At 59.1% G+C, this 16,165-nt stretch carries 13 protein-coding genes and 2 pseudogenes; 5 read left to right on the plus strand and 10 right to left on the minus strand.

What is annotated here, in order from left to right; all coding sequences use genetic code 11:
* Nucleotides 1–17 precede the first annotated feature (17 nt).
* Nucleotides 18–1,355 (minus strand): aspartate aminotransferase family protein, encoded by a 1,338-nt coding sequence (locus tag R0140_RS11680; RefSeq protein WP_096834679.1) that lies wholly within the window; start codon nt 1,353–1,355, stop codon nt 18–20.
* Nucleotides 1,345–2,400: a phosphotransferase enzyme family protein gene (locus R0140_RS11685; RefSeq protein WP_224252322.1), complete on the minus strand. Its 1,056-nt coding sequence runs from the start codon at nt 2,398–2,400 to the stop codon at nt 1,345–1,347. The genes R0140_RS11680 and R0140_RS11685 overlap by 11 nt, the downstream gene beginning before the upstream one ends.
* 427 nt (nt 2,401–2,827) lie before the next feature.
* On the opposite strand from R0140_RS11685, the gene R0140_RS11690 reads away from it, so the two are divergent.
* Together R0140_RS11690 and R0140_RS11695 are read left to right on the plus strand one after the other, a co-directional pair.
* The gene (locus R0140_RS11690) at nt 2,828–3,598 is read left to right on the plus strand and encodes an SDR family oxidoreductase (protein ID WP_004898667.1); all 771 of its coding nucleotides are present in this window, start codon (nt 2,828–2,830) and stop codon (nt 3,596–3,598) included.
* Between the two features lie 14 nt (nt 3,599–3,612).
* The gene (locus tag R0140_RS11695) at nt 3,613–5,139 is read left to right on the plus strand and encodes an APC family permease (protein ID WP_008804580.1); all 1,527 of its coding nucleotides are present in this window, start codon (nt 3,613–3,615) and stop codon (nt 5,137–5,139) included.
* Nucleotides 5,140–5,200: 61 nt separating this feature from the next.
* On the opposite strand, the gene R0140_RS11700 is transcribed toward R0140_RS11695, so the two are convergent.
* Nucleotides 5,201–6,118 carry a LysR family transcriptional regulator gene (locus R0140_RS11700; RefSeq protein WP_048268506.1) on the minus strand — a complete coding sequence of 306 codons (918 nt, stop codon included), beginning with the start codon at nt 6,116–6,118 and terminating at the stop codon, nt 5,201–5,203.
* 116 nt (nt 6,119–6,234) lie between these two features.
* On the opposite strand from R0140_RS11700, the gene R0140_RS11705 reads away from it, so the two are divergent.
* The 3 genes and pseudogenes from R0140_RS11705 to R0140_RS11715 all read left to right on the plus strand — a co-directional run bounded on the left by R0140_RS11705 (nt 6,235) and on the right by R0140_RS11715 (nt 8,961).
* On the plus strand, nt 6,235–7,767 hold the full coding sequence (locus R0140_RS11705; RefSeq protein WP_032735807.1) for an MFS transporter: 1,533 nt from the start codon (nt 6,235–6,237) through the stop codon (nt 7,765–7,767).
* Nucleotides 7,768–7,910: 143 nt separating this feature from the next.
* Nucleotides 7,911–8,024, plus strand: a pseudogene (locus R0140_RS11710) (LuxR family transcriptional regulator); the annotation flags it as partial.
* A gap of 681 nt (nt 8,025–8,705) precedes the next feature.
* Nucleotides 8,706–8,961: pseudogene (locus R0140_RS11715) on the plus strand (transcriptional regulator).
* A 36-nt stretch (nt 8,962–8,997) separates the two neighbouring features.
* Here R0140_RS11715 and R0140_RS11720 read toward each other — a convergent pair.
* The 7 genes from R0140_RS11720 to R0140_RS11750 form a co-directional block, all read right to left on the minus strand.
* A complete protein-coding gene (locus R0140_RS11720) occupies nt 8,998–9,486 on the minus strand; it encodes a DinB family protein (RefSeq protein WP_032735805.1) in 489 nt (162 codons plus the stop codon).
* A gap of 117 nt (nt 9,487–9,603) precedes the next feature.
* A complete protein-coding gene (locus R0140_RS11725) occupies nt 9,604–10,122 on the minus strand; it encodes an anti-virulence regulator CigR family protein (RefSeq protein WP_008804585.1) in 519 nt (172 codons plus the stop codon).
* A 377-nt stretch (nt 10,123–10,499) separates the two neighbouring features.
* The gene (locus tag R0140_RS11730; protein ID WP_032754559.1) at nt 10,500–11,471 is read right to left on the minus strand and encodes an ABC transporter ATP-binding protein; all 972 of its coding nucleotides are present in this window, start codon (nt 11,469–11,471) and stop codon (nt 10,500–10,502) included.
* Nucleotides 11,468–12,448, minus strand: a complete 981-nt coding sequence (locus tag R0140_RS11735) for an ABC transporter ATP-binding protein (protein WP_032754557.1) — start codon at nt 12,446–12,448, stop codon at nt 11,468–11,470. The genes R0140_RS11730 and R0140_RS11735 overlap by 4 nt, the downstream gene beginning before the upstream one ends.
* Nucleotides 12,445–13,395 (minus strand): oligopeptide ABC transporter permease, encoded by a 951-nt coding sequence (gene opp4C / locus R0140_RS11740; protein ID WP_012541495.1) that lies wholly within the window; start codon nt 13,393–13,395, stop codon nt 12,445–12,447. The genes R0140_RS11735 and opp4C overlap by 4 nt, the downstream gene beginning before the upstream one ends.
* Complete coding sequence (locus R0140_RS11745; protein WP_012968022.1) at nt 13,392–14,351, minus strand: ABC transporter permease; 960 nt, start codon at nt 14,349–14,351, stop codon at nt 13,392–13,394. Before R0140_RS11745 ends, opp4C begins: the two co-directional genes overlap by 4 nt.
* A gap of 45 nt (nt 14,352–14,396) precedes the next feature.
* A complete protein-coding gene (locus R0140_RS11750) occupies nt 14,397–16,100 on the minus strand; it encodes an ABC transporter substrate-binding protein (RefSeq protein WP_008804590.1) in 1,704 nt (567 codons plus the stop codon).
* Nucleotides 16,101–16,165: the final 65 nt, after the last annotated feature.

A 16,165-nucleotide genomic window follows, 5' to 3' on the forward strand; every position in this document is an offset into this window, starting at 1 on the left:
TTGCCCTGTCGGTTAGACTATCCGTTCAGGCGGCCCATGACTTTCGCCAGCCGTTCGAGGAAGAAATCTGCATCATCGCGACTGAAGCACAGCGGCGGACGGATCTTCAGGCTGTTGCCAAAGCGACCGGCCGCGCCAATCAGCACGCCCTCAAGCTTCAGGTGATAGATAACGCGACTCGTCAGCTGCGGATCCGGCTCTCCGCTGTCTGGCCGGGCAAACTCGATGGCGTTGAACAGTCCGGCGCCGCGAATGTCGGCGATGGCCGGGAAATCCTGGGCCAGCTGGCGCAGTCCGGCACGCAGATAGTCCCCGTTGCGCTGGGCGTTGGTCATCAGGGCCTCCTGTTCAATCACCTCCAGTACCGCGAGGCCCACGGCGGCAGCCACCGGGTTACCGCCAAAGGTGTTGAAGTACTCGGTCTTTTCGCTGAACGCCTGCAGAATAGCCGGACGCGTGATCACCGCGGCCATGGGAAAACCGTTCCCCATTGGCTTGCCGAGCGTGACGATATCCGGTTGCACACTGTGACGCTGGAAGCCCCAGAAATGAGAGCCTGTCCGACCAAAGCCCGGCTGGACTTCATCGGCGATAAACAGTCCGCCCCGGGCCTGTACGCGGGCTACCGCCTGGGCCAGAAATCCCGGCGGATCGGCGAAAACGCCGTCGCTGGAAAAAATGGTATCCACCAGTAGCGCCGCGCAGCCGTAGCCCCGCTCATCCAGCTCGTCCATGGCGCGCTCAACGTCGGCGGCGAAGAGGTCAGACAGCGTCTGGCCCGCTGACAGCCTGCGCAGGTCAGGGGCGGGAATGGTATGTACCCACGGAGGCAGGAGGGCCTCTTTGTGCCCGGAGGGAGAGACCTCCATCACCGCCGTTGTATTGCCGTGATAGGCACTCTCGGTGACGATGATCCCCTCCCGACCACTGATAAAGCGGGCCATCCGCAGGGCGATGTCGTTGCTCTCGCTGCCGGTGCAGGTAAATATCACATTCGACAGCCCGGCGGGGAACGTCGCCAGCAGGCTGTCCGCGTACTGCTCCAGTACCGGGAACAGATAGCGGGTGTTGGTGTTCAGTAACCCGGCCTGGCGCACCATCGCCTGGGTGATATGCGGATGACAATGCCCCACGCCCGGCACGTTGTTATACATATCCAGATAACGCTTGCCGGCGGAGTCCTCCATCCAGGCTCCGGAGGCCGACGCCATGACGATCGGTTGTGGATAAAACAGCACCGAACCGGTCCCCTGGGTGGCGTGGCGACGGGCAATTTGTCGGCTCAGGTTTTCGTCGGCCACGCCGGTCAGCGCGTCAAAACGGTTCAGTTGAAGAATGGGGGTTTTATTGTTCATCAGCAGGTTCCTTGCAGTTAACGGTAGCGCTAAGCGGTGACGCCTGGGGGAGAAACGCCTGGGCCAGGCGTACGGTGATGGCGCCCCATTGCGGGCTGTAGCGACGGGCGGTGGCTGTCTCACTATGGCTGGCCAGCCAGGCCGTCAGCTGTAAGCGGCGCAGCATCACCAGCACCGGAAGCATCACTTCGTCCTGCTGACTGAAGGGACGGACGCTACGGTAGCCCGCAAGCCACGCAGCGCGGTAGTCCGCAAGGGCCGGGTCGTCTTCAATAAAACTGACGGCGGTGGCAAAATCCCAGCCAAACCAGCAGATGCCGCAGTCGTCAAAATCAATAACCGTCAGCGAATTATCATTCACCAGCAGGTTGGCCAGCCGCATGTCGCAGTGCACCAGCCCATAGCGGTCGGCGCCCTGTCCGTACGCTTCCAGTCTGGCGACCACTGTGGCCTCCACCGCCTCCAGCAGCGTAATATCGTCGGCGCTCAGTTGCGTCATCTTCCTCCAGTCGCCCCACCAGGCATGACGTCCGATAATCGTCTCGGTGTTCCACACCTTGCGATGAAAACCCTCGGGTTTTACCCAGCCTTCGCTGTGCCTGTGCAGTTCTCCCGCAACCCGTCCCAGGGCATGGTACCAGCCGGTGAGATGGCTACCGGTATCAGGTTCGCTGCCCGCAACAAAGGTGAATCCCACGACGTGGGTGACCGTTTCGCCGTCGACGAGGCTGGCGATACAGGTCCCATCATCCAGTACAAGCGGTACGGCGATGTTGATATCTCCCCGGGCATGCAGGGCGTTTAGCCACATCAGCTCAGAATGGATCTCCACCGCTGAGCTGTAGTTTGGGCGATGCACTCGCAGCACGATCTTTCTCTGCGTCATCTTATCGCTGACCAGAAACGTGGCATTTTCTGAAACCGTCAGCAGGCCAATCTCTGCGCCTTCGCTGAGGCCCCAGCGGGGCAGGAGCGGCCGCAGCTTCAGGGTAAGTGTTGTTAAATACTCGTCGTTAAACATGCTGTCCTCAATTTGAAATGACACTCTTAACACATTTTTATGTTGTGGTTGCGGGATTTGCAAGATGTGTGAGGTTTTTTTGTTTCCTGTTGCGCTTCAATTATGCTTTTTGTTTATTAATTATTTTAATTACAGTAAGTTAGTTTGATTTAGCTGGCTGGATTAAGCCGGTTGCACCATAACGGAACGTATAATGTGTGTTTTTCTCATTCAGGCGTAATCAAAGCGTGATATTTCTTATTAATTAATTGATGTATATAAATAAATTAATCTGTCTATTGCACCAGTCTTGTGCCCAATCATAGCGCATTATTTTTATGCTGAAATCTCACATTAAAATGTTGAACATTCAACATTTACGTGATTATTCTTTTCCTGCCAGCGACGGAGATCGCTGCACGGCCAGGCCAAACGGATGGGATCGCAGAACTTTCACAGACGGGGAAAAATGATGTCAGATTTTATGAACAAACATGTGCTGGTGACCGGCGGGAGTAGTGGGATCGGTCTTGGCATTGCACTCGGCTTTGCCCGCGCCGGGGCGAAGGTGACCATTACCGCCCGCACACCATCGCGTATCGATAGCGCGATCGGCCAGGCGGCGGAGCAGGGATTAACGCTACGTGGTCTGACCTGCAACGTCAGTCATGCCGAAGAGGTAAAAGCCTGTGTGGCAGAAGCCGCACAGCAGTGGGGTGGTCTGGATATTGTCTGCTGCAACGCGGGGATTTTTCCTTCGGCGCCGCTGGCAGACATGAGCGAACAGCAGTGGGATGAGGTGCAGGCGATCAACAGTAAAGGGACTTTTTTAACTGTTCAGGCGGCGCTGCCATGGCTGAAACGTGCAGAGTATGGTCGCATCATCCTCACCTCTTCGATTACCGGGCCGGTAACGGGCTATCCGGGCTGGGCTCACTATGCCGCCAGCAAAGCGGCCCAGCTGGGTTTTATGCGTAGCGCGGCGTTGGAACTGGCCGGCGACAACATTACCGTCAATGCCGTCCTGCCGGGGAATATCGTCACGGAAGGGCTGAGGGATATGGGCGAGGACTATATCGCCGGGATGGCCAGCGCCGTGCCGCTCAAACGCCTCGGAACGGTGGAAGATATTGCTGCGGCAGCGCTGTTCTTCGCCTCCCGTCAGGCTGGCTACATCACCGGCCAGTCGCTAATTGTTGACGGTGGGCAGATCCTGCCTGAATCCGCCGCGTGCCTGAACTGAACGGAGCGTTCATCATGAGCAATGAAATTCTTGCCAATCCCGCGCCAGCGGCGGAAAAACATGTTGTGCAGCGGCTGCGGCCAAATGCGGTAGGCCTTGGCGGGGTGCTGTTTATGACTATCGCCACGGCAGCGCCGATCACTGCGATGCTGGGCAATGTGCCGATCGCGGTGGGTAGTGGTAATGGTCAGTTTGCGCCCGCGGGGTTTATGGTCGCCACCCTTATCCTTGCCCTGTTTGCCATCGGCTATGCGCAGATGGCCAGGTTTATTACCGCTACCGGCGCATTTTATGGCTTTATTTCGCACGGCCTTGGGCGGATCGTTGGCATGGCGTCAGGAGTGACGGTGACCATGACCTACATTGTCTTTGAGGCTGCGCTGGTCGGGATCTTCGCCTTTTTCTGTGAGGATTTAATCAATACGGTCTTCAGCGTACATATCCCCTGGCTCATCTTCGCCTTCGCCATGCTAATGACTACCGGAGTGCTGAGCTATTTCGATATTTCGCTCACTTCCCGGGTGCTCGGCCTGTGCCTGGTACTGGAAATATTGATCCTCACCGCCGTCGCGGTGGCGGTGCTGATCCATGGCGGAGGGCCACAGGGTTTTGTCCCCGAGTCGATCAACCCTCTGAACGCCTTTACCCCGGCGAAAGGGGTGGTCGGCGCCAGTGCCGGAATTGGATTATTCTTCGCCTTCTGGTCATGGGTGGGCTTTGAGTCATCGGCAATGTACGGTGAAGAGTCGAAGAACCCGAAAAAGATCATTCCCCTGGCTACCCTGCTGGGCGTGATTGGTATCGGCGTGTTCTACGTGTTCATTTCGTGGATGGCGATTGCCGGAACGGGACCGGAGCAGGCTATTGCCCTTGCGCAGGATCCTAACCGCGCAGGAGAGATTTTCTACGGTCCGGCTCGCCAGTATCTGGGGGAGTGGGCGGTCGGGGTGTTTAAGCTGCTGGTGATCACTGGCTCTTTTGCCTGCGGGATGGCGTTTCATAACTGCGCGGCGCGCTATCTCTACGCGCTCGGGCGGGAAAATCTGTTTCCGTTTGCCGGGCGCACGTTGGGTCGTTCACACTCGCGCCACGGCTCCCCCCATGTTGCCTCTACGGTGCAGACCGTTATCGCCACGCTGATTGTGTTGCTATTCTTTATCACCGGTAAAGATCCTTACGCGGATATTTACACCCTGCTGGCGCTGTTGGGTACGATGGGCATTATGATTGTCCAGGCGCTCTGCGCCTTTGCGGTGATCGTTTACTTCCACGGCAATAAAGAAAATATTGGCAAAGGACACTGGTTTAAAACAGGCGTTGCGCCGTTGCTTGGGGGGATGGGGATGATCTATATCGTCTACCTGTTATTCAAAAATATGGCGTTTGCCGCGGGCGCTGCCGCCAGCTCCTCCTTTTATCATGCCATTCCGTGGATCGTGTTGGCCTGCTTCTGCTTTGGCGCCGCCATCGCGGTCTGGTTTTACCTCTTTGATGCGCAAAAGTACCGGGTTATAGGACGCATTGTACTGACGGATGATTGATGATGCGCACCTGCCGCCGGCTTTCGCTGGCCGGGCGGCAGGATATCCGGCGCAGGGCTTTTCAGAGGGGAGGGGTTGCCGATGCGGGTGACAAAGGTATCTCTGCCGCAGCCATAAAATCGATAAAACAGCGTATTCTCGGTGACAGGTAGCGGCTGGCGGGCCACAGGACCGAGAAATGCCCATCCTTGACGCAACAGCCGGGCAACACCTCCTGCAGTTGTCCCTCATCCATGGCCTCGCGCACGACAAAATCAGGCACATAAGCGATGCCCATCCCCGCCGCGCTTAAGCGAATGGCGGCCTCAATGTTATTGACCGTTACAACGGCCGCGGCCCTGAAATCTCCCGTCAGCCGCATATCGCGCAGTTCCCAGGGCTGGATCAGCCCCGTCGAGGGGAAGCGGAAAAAAATGCACTTGTGCGCCGCCAATTCCGCTGGCGAGCCGGGGACGCCGTATTCCGCCAGATAGGCCGGGCTGGCACAGAGCACAAAACGAAAGCCTCCCAGCTTTCTGGCGATCAACCGGGAGTCCGCTAATTCACCGCTGCGGATAGCGACATCGAATCCCTCATCGATCAGATTGACCAGCCGGTCACTAAAGTCGAGATCCAGTTCAACCTGCGGATAAAGACGGGTAAAAGCGGTGAGGGCGGGGAGCAACAGGCGGTAGCCAATGACGGGCAGTGAAATCCTCAGTTTGCCGGTGGGCTGTGAGAGACTGCTGGTCAGCTCTGACTCGGCCTCCTGGATCTGCTCCAGGATACTCTGGCAGCGGGTCAGAAACGCGGCCCCCTCCGCCGTCAGGCTGACGTTTCTGGTGCTGCGGTTGAACAGCCGGACCCCCAGTTTATGCTCAAGCCGGGCGACATTCTTACCCACCGCCGAGGCAGATATGCCCAGCAGCCTGGCGGCCTGAACAAAGCTTAGCGTTTCGGCGGTGCGGACAAAGGACGTCAGCGAGGTGAGGCTGTCCATCGATTATAAACCTTATGTCTCTTAAGAAGATATTTTCAGTCTATTTATCGGCATTAACATCCGCAATAGGATGGCGACAGTTTATTCATTTCTTGCCGACTGATGAGGGCCGCCCGATGTTACTCACCGCCAGAACACCTTCCCGATACGCCAGCGCCCTGGCCGCGCTTTCTGTCTTTATGGCGGCCTTGCTGCTGCCGTTAAGTTTTACCGGCGGCGTCATGACCACCCCCGCGATACAGCAGTCGCTGGGCGGCTCTCCCGCTGCGCTGTCGTGGCTGACCAATGGCTTTATGCTGACTTTCGGCAGCTTTTTGCTGGCCGCAGGGGTGACGGCGGATGCCATCGACAGAAAACGCATCTTTATCGCCGGCGCCGCGCTGTTTTGCCTGAGCAGCCTGCTGTTTTGCCTGACGCACAATCTCTTCCTGTCAGGCGTGTTGAGGGCTCTGCAGGGCCTGGCCGCGGCGATGATTTTAGCCAGCGGCAGTGCGGCGCTGGCCCAGCTGTATGATGGCGCTCAGCGGACGCGGGCATTCAGCATCCTGGGCACGGTGTTCGGCGCCGGCCTGGCGTTTGGCCCGCTGCTGATCGGCTTCATGACCGACGCGGTGGGTTGGCGCGGCGTATACGCCCTGTTTGCGCTGCTCTCGGCGATAGTTCTGCTTATCGGTCTGGCGTATCTGCCTGCGGCAGAAAAAAGCGAGCCGCGGACACCCGACAACCTCGGCTTACTCCTGTTTACGCTGGCCCTGATGCTGTTTACTGCATCGCTTATGGTCATTCCGGCCCGCGGTTTTTTATCCCTGACCACGCTGGCCTTGCTCATCGCGTCGGGGGGGCTGTTCGTGGCGTTCGTCGTACGCTGCCGGAGGGTGAACAACCCGGTGCTGGACATCTCCCTGCTGCGCCATCCGCGTTTTGTCGGCGTACTGTTGCTGCCTGTCGCCACCTGCTGTTGCTACGTTGTCCTGCTGATTATTGTTCCACTGCATTTTATGGGCGGAGAGGGGATGAGTGAGTCGCAGAGCGCACTGTATCTGATGGCGCTGACCACGCCGATGCTGGTTTTCCCATCCGTTGCGGCCCTGCTCACCCGCTGGTTTTCACCGGGGCACGTGTCCACGGCGGGACTGATGATGGCCTCCATCGGGTTGCTGTTGCTGGGGAACGCTTTTCACAGCCACCATCTCCCGCAGCTGGTGCTGGCGCTGATCCTCTGTGGAGCAGGGGCGGCGTTTCCCTGGGGGCTGATGGACGGCCTGGCGATTTCCGCTGTGCCGATGGCGAAAGCCGGTATGGCGGCAGGCCTGTTCAATACCGTTCGCGTTGCCGGCGAGGGGATCGCCCTGGCGGTCGTTTCGGCGGTATTAACGGCAAGCAATAACCTGACCCTGCAAAGTCGCGTTCACGGGTATGCGCCTGAGGTGATTGACCGCGCCGCAGGCTGGCTGGGGGCTGGCAATATGCCGCAGGCGGCTGCGCTTTTGCCTGACTTTTCCCTCCGGGCGCTGCGCGAGAGCTATGACTCTGCTTATACGCTACTGTTTAGCGGGCTGGCGGTCGTCACCCTGGTGTGCGCCCTGATGGTCTGGCGGACGCTATGCCGGAAGGCGGGCGCTATCCAAACCCGCGACAGTGGATCCTGAACCCCTTGATAGCGCGGTGGCGTCACGCTTCCCGGGCTGCTCAGCGAACCTGAACTGTCATTGTTTCACTGGCGGAACTATGCTGATTAGAGCGGCCACATGCGCCGCCCCGGCCGCGGAAACAGTGACTCACAGGTGGCGGTATGGCGATTGATCCGGAACTGATTTACATCGAGATCCTGGAAACGGTGCTGACGGCCACCCTGGATCCCGATTTGTGGAAATCGGCATTGCAGAAACTGGCGTTACTGACCGGCCATCAGTACGCGGCATTTCTGTTTTACGACAAAGGCAATGCCCATCTGTTGACTGATTCACTCCTGCTCGAGGAGAAGGTCTTTACCGCCTATCGCGATGTATTTCTGGCTATCGATCCCGCCGAAAAAATATTGACCGCGTTACCGGTCGGGCAAATATATCGGGACCGGGAATATTTAGGCGATAAGTTTATTGCCGGCAGCGTCTATTACAATGAATTTCATCACCCCAACGACCTGAATCATCTCACCAGCGTCAAGCTGTGCACCATCAATGGCTATGCCACCTATCTGTCACTGATGACGGCCAATACGGCGGCTTATCCGCAGCCGGTGCAGTTTGAACTGTTCAGGCGCCTGATCCCGGCGTTAAAAACCGCCTGCCAGCTTCACGCCCGCTTTGAACAGCTGCGGGACACCATAAAATACCAGAGCGCGGTGATGGACAACGGGATCTACCCGGTATGGCTGGTGGATCATGGCGGTAAAATTCTCTACGCCAGCGCGCATGCCGAACGCTACCTGCGCGCCAACGCCCGCCTCTCCTGGTATAGCGGGGGCGATACGCTGTGCCTCGATACCGACAGTAAAAAGCTGAAACGCGCCATCGAGCAGGCCACCCGGACGGCAGAGCCGCCGAAGGCAGGGCTGTGCTATACCGCCGGGCGTCAGCCGAAACCGATCCTCGTGATCCCGGCAGCCCGTCTTGCCGGGGTCGCCTGCGTGATTATTCCCGAGCCGTTTCTCACCGGCAGCGCCTTGATGGAGCTGTTTAACGTCAAGCCCGCCGAGAATGCGGTGGCGGAGCTGCTGGTGCGGGGCATGACCCCGGATGAATGCGCCTTACATCTGGGCGTATCCATCGCCACCATCAGAACCCACCTCAGCGCCCTGTACCGGAAAACCCATACTCGTCATCAGGCAGAACTTCTGCTGATCCTCCGCGCGATTCACGGCTGATGGTTTCGCATCCTCAGGAATGATGGTCGCGCAGGAAAACCGTCAGCACCTCTTTCGGCGGCACACCGCCGCATTCGCCAATCATCCAGCCCACCGCCCCACGGTGATAGGCGCCGTGAAAGAGCATGTGGTTCAGCATCTCCATCGCGGTCATATTGCCGTCACCGCCGTCGACAAATTTGAAGGCGATACGTTCGTGGAAATCGGCGGGGGTCATGGCGCTGACGTACTGAATGTATTCGTCCGTACAGGCGGTCATGGCCGCTTCCAGCTCATCAACGGTTGGCGTCTCGGGGGTATTCAGCGCGGTGTAACCGTGCGGCCTGCCGCGCAGGTTCGCCCGGAAAATCATGTCAACGACATGGATATGGTTCATCAGCCTGATGGTCAGGTGACGTTTTTCGCCATATACCGTACCGTCAATTGCGCGGATCGCCTGTAAGGTGGCAAGGTCAATCCAGCGCTTGTATTTCAACAGCGTCACTACTGTGTCTTTGTCCATAGTCTGTCCCGGGTTGGTTGAGCCATTATCTTAGCGATTATGCCAGTGAGTTGTCATTCTCCAGCGCCAGGCACAAAAAAGCCTCGCCGGGGCGAGGCTTTTCAATAAGCAGGTGATTTAGTCAAACACACCGTTAATCACGGCGGTGACGATGGCAGTGCTCAGGGCGACCAGCACCAGGTCATCGCCGACCGCGCGCCATTCATAGCCTGGATAATAGGGCAGGTCGTTAATCATGGAAGCCGGCAGGGTCTTTTTCGCGATACCCGGAGGGAGCGGTTTGCCGCGGGCAACATTTTTGGCGATACCCGGAGGCAGCGCCTGATAGCCGACCAGACCGTAGTTCACGGCAAGGGAGCGCGCCCGTGAGAAGCTAATATCGCTGTCGACGTGGTCGGGTTTACCATAGTTTTTGCGGTTGCCATGCTCGTCAGCAGACTGACCTTTATTCTGGCCTTTATTACCATGGTCGCCATTATTGCCATGATTGCCGCTATTGCCATGGTTACCACTGTTCCCGTGATTACCACCGCCATTACCGTTGCCATTACCCGGATTGGCATACGCCGGCGCGGCCATGACGGCAAGAGAAATAACCGCCGCCAGTGCTGTTTTGAGAGTGCGACGCTTAAGCATGATGTTGTTTCCTGAATGGGGAGTACACGCTTAAAACATAAGAGAAAGCTATACCCCTGGCAATCTCATCATTTCTTATTTTTTGCCGGTTTTTAATCACCGGCGGGGAAGATAAAGGGAAAGGGATAGCGGGACGCGGACAAGCAATTCCATTGCTGCGTTTTGACAGACGGGCGACCGCGCCCCGCTAAATGTGTTGCCGACAGGATCGCTCCCGGGCGTAGAGAAAAAAATGCCCGAAGCCATCGGGCAAAAATGAACAAAAATATTACGCTTCATTCATAACGCGTCTCACAAGACGGGGCGGATAGTAAATCCTGGCGCTGCCGCGCACAATCGGACGGTTGTTTAGAAATAAATAACCCCATCGACTGTGCTCAGGACGCGACCCCATGGCAGGCGACCCGATGGCCCGGGGCCACCTCGCGCAGCGCCGGAGCTTCTCTCCTGCACCGCTCGCTGACCTGCGGGCAGCGGGATGAAAAGCGGCAGCCGGGGGGCGGATTGGCCGGATCCGGGATCTCACCTTGCATCAGCGCCTGCGGTTCACTGTGCGGATCGAGGGTTGGCACCGCGGCCAGCAGGGCGCGGGTATAGGGATGGAGGGGGCAGCTGAACAGCGCATCGCGGCTGGCGCTTTCCACCAGCTGTCCCAGATACATCACCGCCACATCATCACATAAATGTTCCACCACCCCGAGGTCATGGGAGATAAACAGGAACGTGACGCCGCGCTCGTCGCGCAGGTCGGAAAACAAATTGATGATCTGCGCCTGAATCGACACATCAAGGGCCGAGATGGGCTCATCGGCGACGATAAAATCCGGATTGAGGATCAGCGCCCGGGCAATACCGATCCGCTGGCGCTGGCCGCCGGAGAACTGATGCGGGAAGCGGGCATAGTGTTCCGGCGCCAGGCCACAGATCTTCATCACGGCGATCACCCGGTCATACAGCTCATCGCGGGTGCACAGCTTGTGCTGCAGCATGGCCTCGCCAATCGCGTCGCCAATACGCAGCCGCGGGTTCAGCGAGCTATAGGGGTCCTGAAACACCAGCTGCATTCTGGGCCGGATGGCGCGCAGGGCAGGCGCGGTCAGGTCGGCCAGCTCCTGACCGTGAAATTTCACGCTGCCAGCACTCTTCTCATACAGGCCAAGCAGGGTCCGGCCGACGGTGGTTTTACCACTGCCGGACTCGCCCACCAGGCCAAAAATGGTGCCCGGACGGATGTTAAAGCTGACGCCGTCCACCGCGCGAAGCTCGCCAGTCTGCTGGCCAAACAGGCCGTCGCGCAGCGGAAAATATTTTTTCAATCCATCCACTTCAATAACATAGCGTTCGCTCATGCTGTCGCCTCCGCAAATTTGCTGTAAAAGCAGGCGGCCCGCTGGCGCTCACCGAGCAGCGGCGGAATCGCCTCCCGACAGCGCGCCGTCGCCCGCTCGCAGCGCCCGGCAAAGGCGCAGCCCGCCGGCAGAGCGGCCAGATCCGGCACCTGGCCGGGAATAGAGTACAGCCGCCGACGCCGCTCACCCGGCACCGGGCGGGAGGCGATCAGCCCACGCGTGTAAGGATGTTGCGGATGCCGTAGCACCTCTGCGGTGGCGCCCTGTTCCACGATCCGTCCGGCATACATCACCACTACCTGCTCGGCCATCTGCGCGATCACCCCCAGATCGTGGGTAATCAGCATCATCGCCATCTGGCTGGCCCGCGCCCGGTCACGCAGCAGGCGCAGGATTTGCGCCTGCACGGTCACATCGAGCGCGGTGGTGGGTTCGTCGGCAATCAGCAGTTTGGGCTGACAGCTCAGCGCCATGGCGATCATTACCCGCTGCAGCATGCCGCCGGAAAGCTGGTGAGGATAGCGGGTCATCAGGCTGTCGCCGCGCGCCAGGCCGACCTCGCTTAACAGCTGGATGGCCTGCTGCCAGGCGGCTTTCGGCGTGGCGCCGAGGTGGCGGATCAGCGGTTCGCACAGCTGCTCCCCGATGGTCAACACCGGGTTCAGGGCCGACATCGGTTCCTGAAAGATCATGGCCAGCTGGTGGCCGCGCAGGTCGGCCATCTGTCTGGCTTTCAGCCGCAGCAGATCGCGGTCCGCGAAGCGGATCTCGCCGCCGTCGATGCGCGCCGCCTGCGGTGGCAGGAGACCCATCAGCGCCATGGCGGTGACGCTTTTGCCGCAGCCGGATTCGCCCACCACGCCAACGGTTTGACCGGCCTGAATGGTGAAAGAGACCTCCTGCACCGCGCGCACGCGGGTGCGTTCGCCAGCGAAAGAGACGGAGAGATGATTAAAGGCGACTAACGGCGTGGTCATTTCAGCCTCGGTTTCATATTGGGATCCATGGCATCGCGCAGGCCATCGCCCAGCACGTTGATGGCGATCACGGTGATAAAGATGGCGATGCCCGGCGGCATCCACAGCCAGGGGCGGCGCTGGAAATCGATCAGGCTATTGGCGGCATCCATCATATTGCCCCACGACGGCGTCGGCGGTACCACGCCGAGGCCGAGATAGCTCAGCGCGGATTCACTGAGAATGGCGTTGGCGACGGCCATGGTCGCCATCACCACCAGAATCGGAATGGTATTCGGCAGCAGGTGGCCAAACAGCCGGCGACGCGCCGACAGGCCCAGCACCTGGGTGGCCAGCATAAAATCGCGTTCGCGCAGGGAGAGACATTGTCCGCGCACCAGCCGCGCCAGTCGGGGCCACTCCAGCAGGCTGAGCATCACCACCACCATATAAATGCGCGAGTCCGGGGAAAAATCGAGCTCAGAAAGCATCGCCCCGGCGACGATCAACAGCGGTAACCCGGGGATAGTCATCACCAGGTCGGCCACCCGCATGATCAGTTTGTCGGTTAACCCGCCGACATAACCTGAGAGGGCGCCGAGCAGGTAGCCGAGGCACACCGACATCACCATGGTCAGCAGGCCGATAATCAGCGAGATGCGCCCGGCCAGCAGCAGGCGGGTGTAGACATCGCGACCAAGAAAATCGGTCCCGAGCCAGTGTTCCGCCCCGGGCGGCTGGTTGATGCTCAGGGCATCGGTGGCATCATCTCTCCATGGCGACCAGACGGGCCCCAGCACGCACCATACCGCCATCACCGCCAGCAGGATCAGGCAGAACATGGCCAGCCGGTTACGGCGCAGCTGTCGCCACCCCTGGCGCCAGGGAGAGGGGGGAATATGCGCCAGCGCCGGGATAGCCGCCTGCCGCTGGCGGCGACGGGAAGCAAAGTAAGACAGGATCATCATGACCTCACCCGAATACGCGGATCGGCCCAGGCGTACAGCACGTCGGCGAGCAAATTCCCGACGATCGTCAGCACCGCCAGAAACAGGGTAAACCCCATCAGCACCGGATAGTCGCGGGCGGCCAGCGAGTCGATATGGATGTGGCCTGCCCCCGGCCAGTTGAACACCTTTTCGGTAATGATCGCCCCGGAGAACAGCCCCGGCAGCTCGAAGCCCAGCAGGGTGATAATCGGCAGCAGGGCGTTGCGCAGGGCATGCTTGAGGATCACCGTGCGCTCCTGCAATCCCTTGGCGCGGGCGGTACGGATAAAATCCATTTTCACCACGTCGAGCATACTGGCGCGCACATAGCGCGTCAGGCTGCCCGCCTGCAGCATCACCAGCGCCAGCACCGGCAGCGCCAGGTGGGCGGCCACTTGCAGCACATACTGCCAGCCGCTCTCGTCGCTGCCGGTATTGGTCATCCCGCCTACCGGTAGCCAGTGGAGATCGACGGCGAACCATTTAATCAGCAGCAGGCAGAGGAAAAAGGTGGGGAACGACATGGCGGCAAACACCGCGACGCTCACCAGATGATCAAACCAGGAGCCGGGTCGCAGGGCAGAAACCACGCCGACCGCCAGGCCAATGCCCCAGTAAAAGACCAGCGCGACGCTGGCCAGCAGAAAAGAGTTCCAGATGTACTGGTTGAGCAACTGGCTGACCGGGATCTGATACTGCAGTGAAAAGCCTAAATCACCGCGCAGCAGCTGTCCCAGCCAGTGGAGGTAGCGGGTGAACAGCGGCTGGTCGAGGCCGTAAATCGCCTTCAGCTCTGCGGCGCGGGCGGCGGTCAGGGTGACATTGCCATCGATAAAGTCGCCGGGGGTTTTGGCAAACAGCATAAAAATAATGAAGGAGGCCAGCAGCAGCATCGGCAGCGTTTGCAGCAAGCGCCTCAGGATGAAATTTTTCATGATGGTCTCACATCAGCCGCCGGTTAACCCGGCGGCCAGGGGGATTTACTTGACGATTTTTACATCCGGCAGGCTGCCGGTCAGGCCGTTGTAGATATCCGGCTTAAAGCCGCTGACGCGGGCGCTGCTGGCGGAAAGAATGTTGCGATAGCCAAGCAGGATCACCGGCGGATCGTCGGCCAGCACTTTATACAGCTGGTGGTAGATCGGCTTGCGCTGTTCAATGTCGAGCACCGCGTTGCCGGCGTTAATCAGCTTATCGACTTCCGCGTTATGGTAGCCGGACTCTTTAGCTTCGCTGCTGTAAAAATCCCATACCCCATCGTGCGGGTCGTTGAGGGTGCTGGTGCTAAAGGAGGCCAGATCGTAATTTCCGGCTTTACGCTGCGCCATCAGGGCATTGAAATCCACCACCTGCGGCTTCAGCAGTACGCCAATCTGCCGCCAGTTCTCCTTGGCGATGGGGATCAGAGCGTCGTTGAGCACCTTCTTGCTCACCAGCAGGGTCAGCTCCAGGCGCTGGCCGTCTTTGGCGCGGATACCGTCGGCGCCAGGTTTCCAGCCGGCCTCATCCAGCAGCTTTTTGGCCTGTGCCGGATCGTAAGGGTAAGGGTTGACGCCTTCAGCGTTAAAGGCCCAGGAGATTGGGGCGATCGGCTCGATGGCGACTTTGCCGTACCCCTGATAGACCACGTCGATCAGCTTCTGCCGATCCAGACCGTAAATCAGCGCCTGGCGCACGCGCTTATCCTGCAGCGCCGGGCGATGCACGTTGAACTCCACCTGGCTGTAGTCGCTGGAGCCGTAAAGATTAATGTTGGCGAAGCCGAGCATTTTCAGCTGCTCAATATCGTCGGGGCGTGAGGTAAAGGCGTCATAGTCGGTCTCCCCGGTCTGGAACAGCTGGAAGTTGGTCGACGGATTGGTCACGCGGTAGATAAAGCGCGGTGTTGGCGGCGTTCCGCGGTAAAAATGGCTATTGGCATGGAAGCGTATTTCCTGACCGGGAATGTATTTGTCGTACACGTAAGGGCCGTTGCCCAGTGGCTTGCCGTGCAGTGAACGCAGATAGTCGAGATTTCCCCGCTGATATCCTTTGCCGTACCAGGCTTTCGACAGCACCGGCCCGCCAATTTTGGCCAGCGTGGTGGCGCCTGGCTGCGTGGTGGTCACCTGCAGGGTGAGCGGGTCGATGACCTTCAGGCCGCTGACGCTGTCAGCTTTGCCGGCTTTGTAGTCCGCGCCGCCGGCGATATTGGCCAGGGTGATGTCGGTATCGCCATCATATTTGGGGTCGAGCAGGACCGTCAGGGTAAAGGCGACATCTTCCGCCGTCAGCGGTGAACCGTCGCTGAAGGTCAGGCCAGGGCGCAATTTGATGGTATAGACTTTACTGTCCGGGCTGACCGTCCAGCTCTCCGCCAGTCCCGGGACCAGCTTACCCTGACTGTCCCAGTCAATCAGGCGTGAAAAAATGACGTTAGTCACGTTCTCATCCCAGCCGTTGACGAAAAAGTAGGGGTTAAAGATCCCCTGCGGCTCGGAGATCCCGGCCACCACCGTGTCTTTCCGCAGTTTGGCGCTGGCCGGGATCTGGCTGGCGTCGGTGGCCGGGGTGATGCCTTCTTTCAGGATCCCTTCCGCATGGGCAACAGAAGAAAATGCTACCACGCCGCCGAGCAGGGCCACTTTTAGCGCCAGGGCGAAGCGGGTTTTTCGGGTTTTTAATCCTTGTTGTAATCTGGACAAAAGTGCTACCTCATCAAATAATTGCGTGGTTATTTACAATTCATGACGAAAGATAAGAGGCGCAC

Source organism: Klebsiella sp. w6 (assembly GCF_033100215.1).
Taxonomy (GTDB): Bacteria; Pseudomonadota; Gammaproteobacteria; order Enterobacterales; family Enterobacteriaceae; genus Klebsiella; species Klebsiella variicola.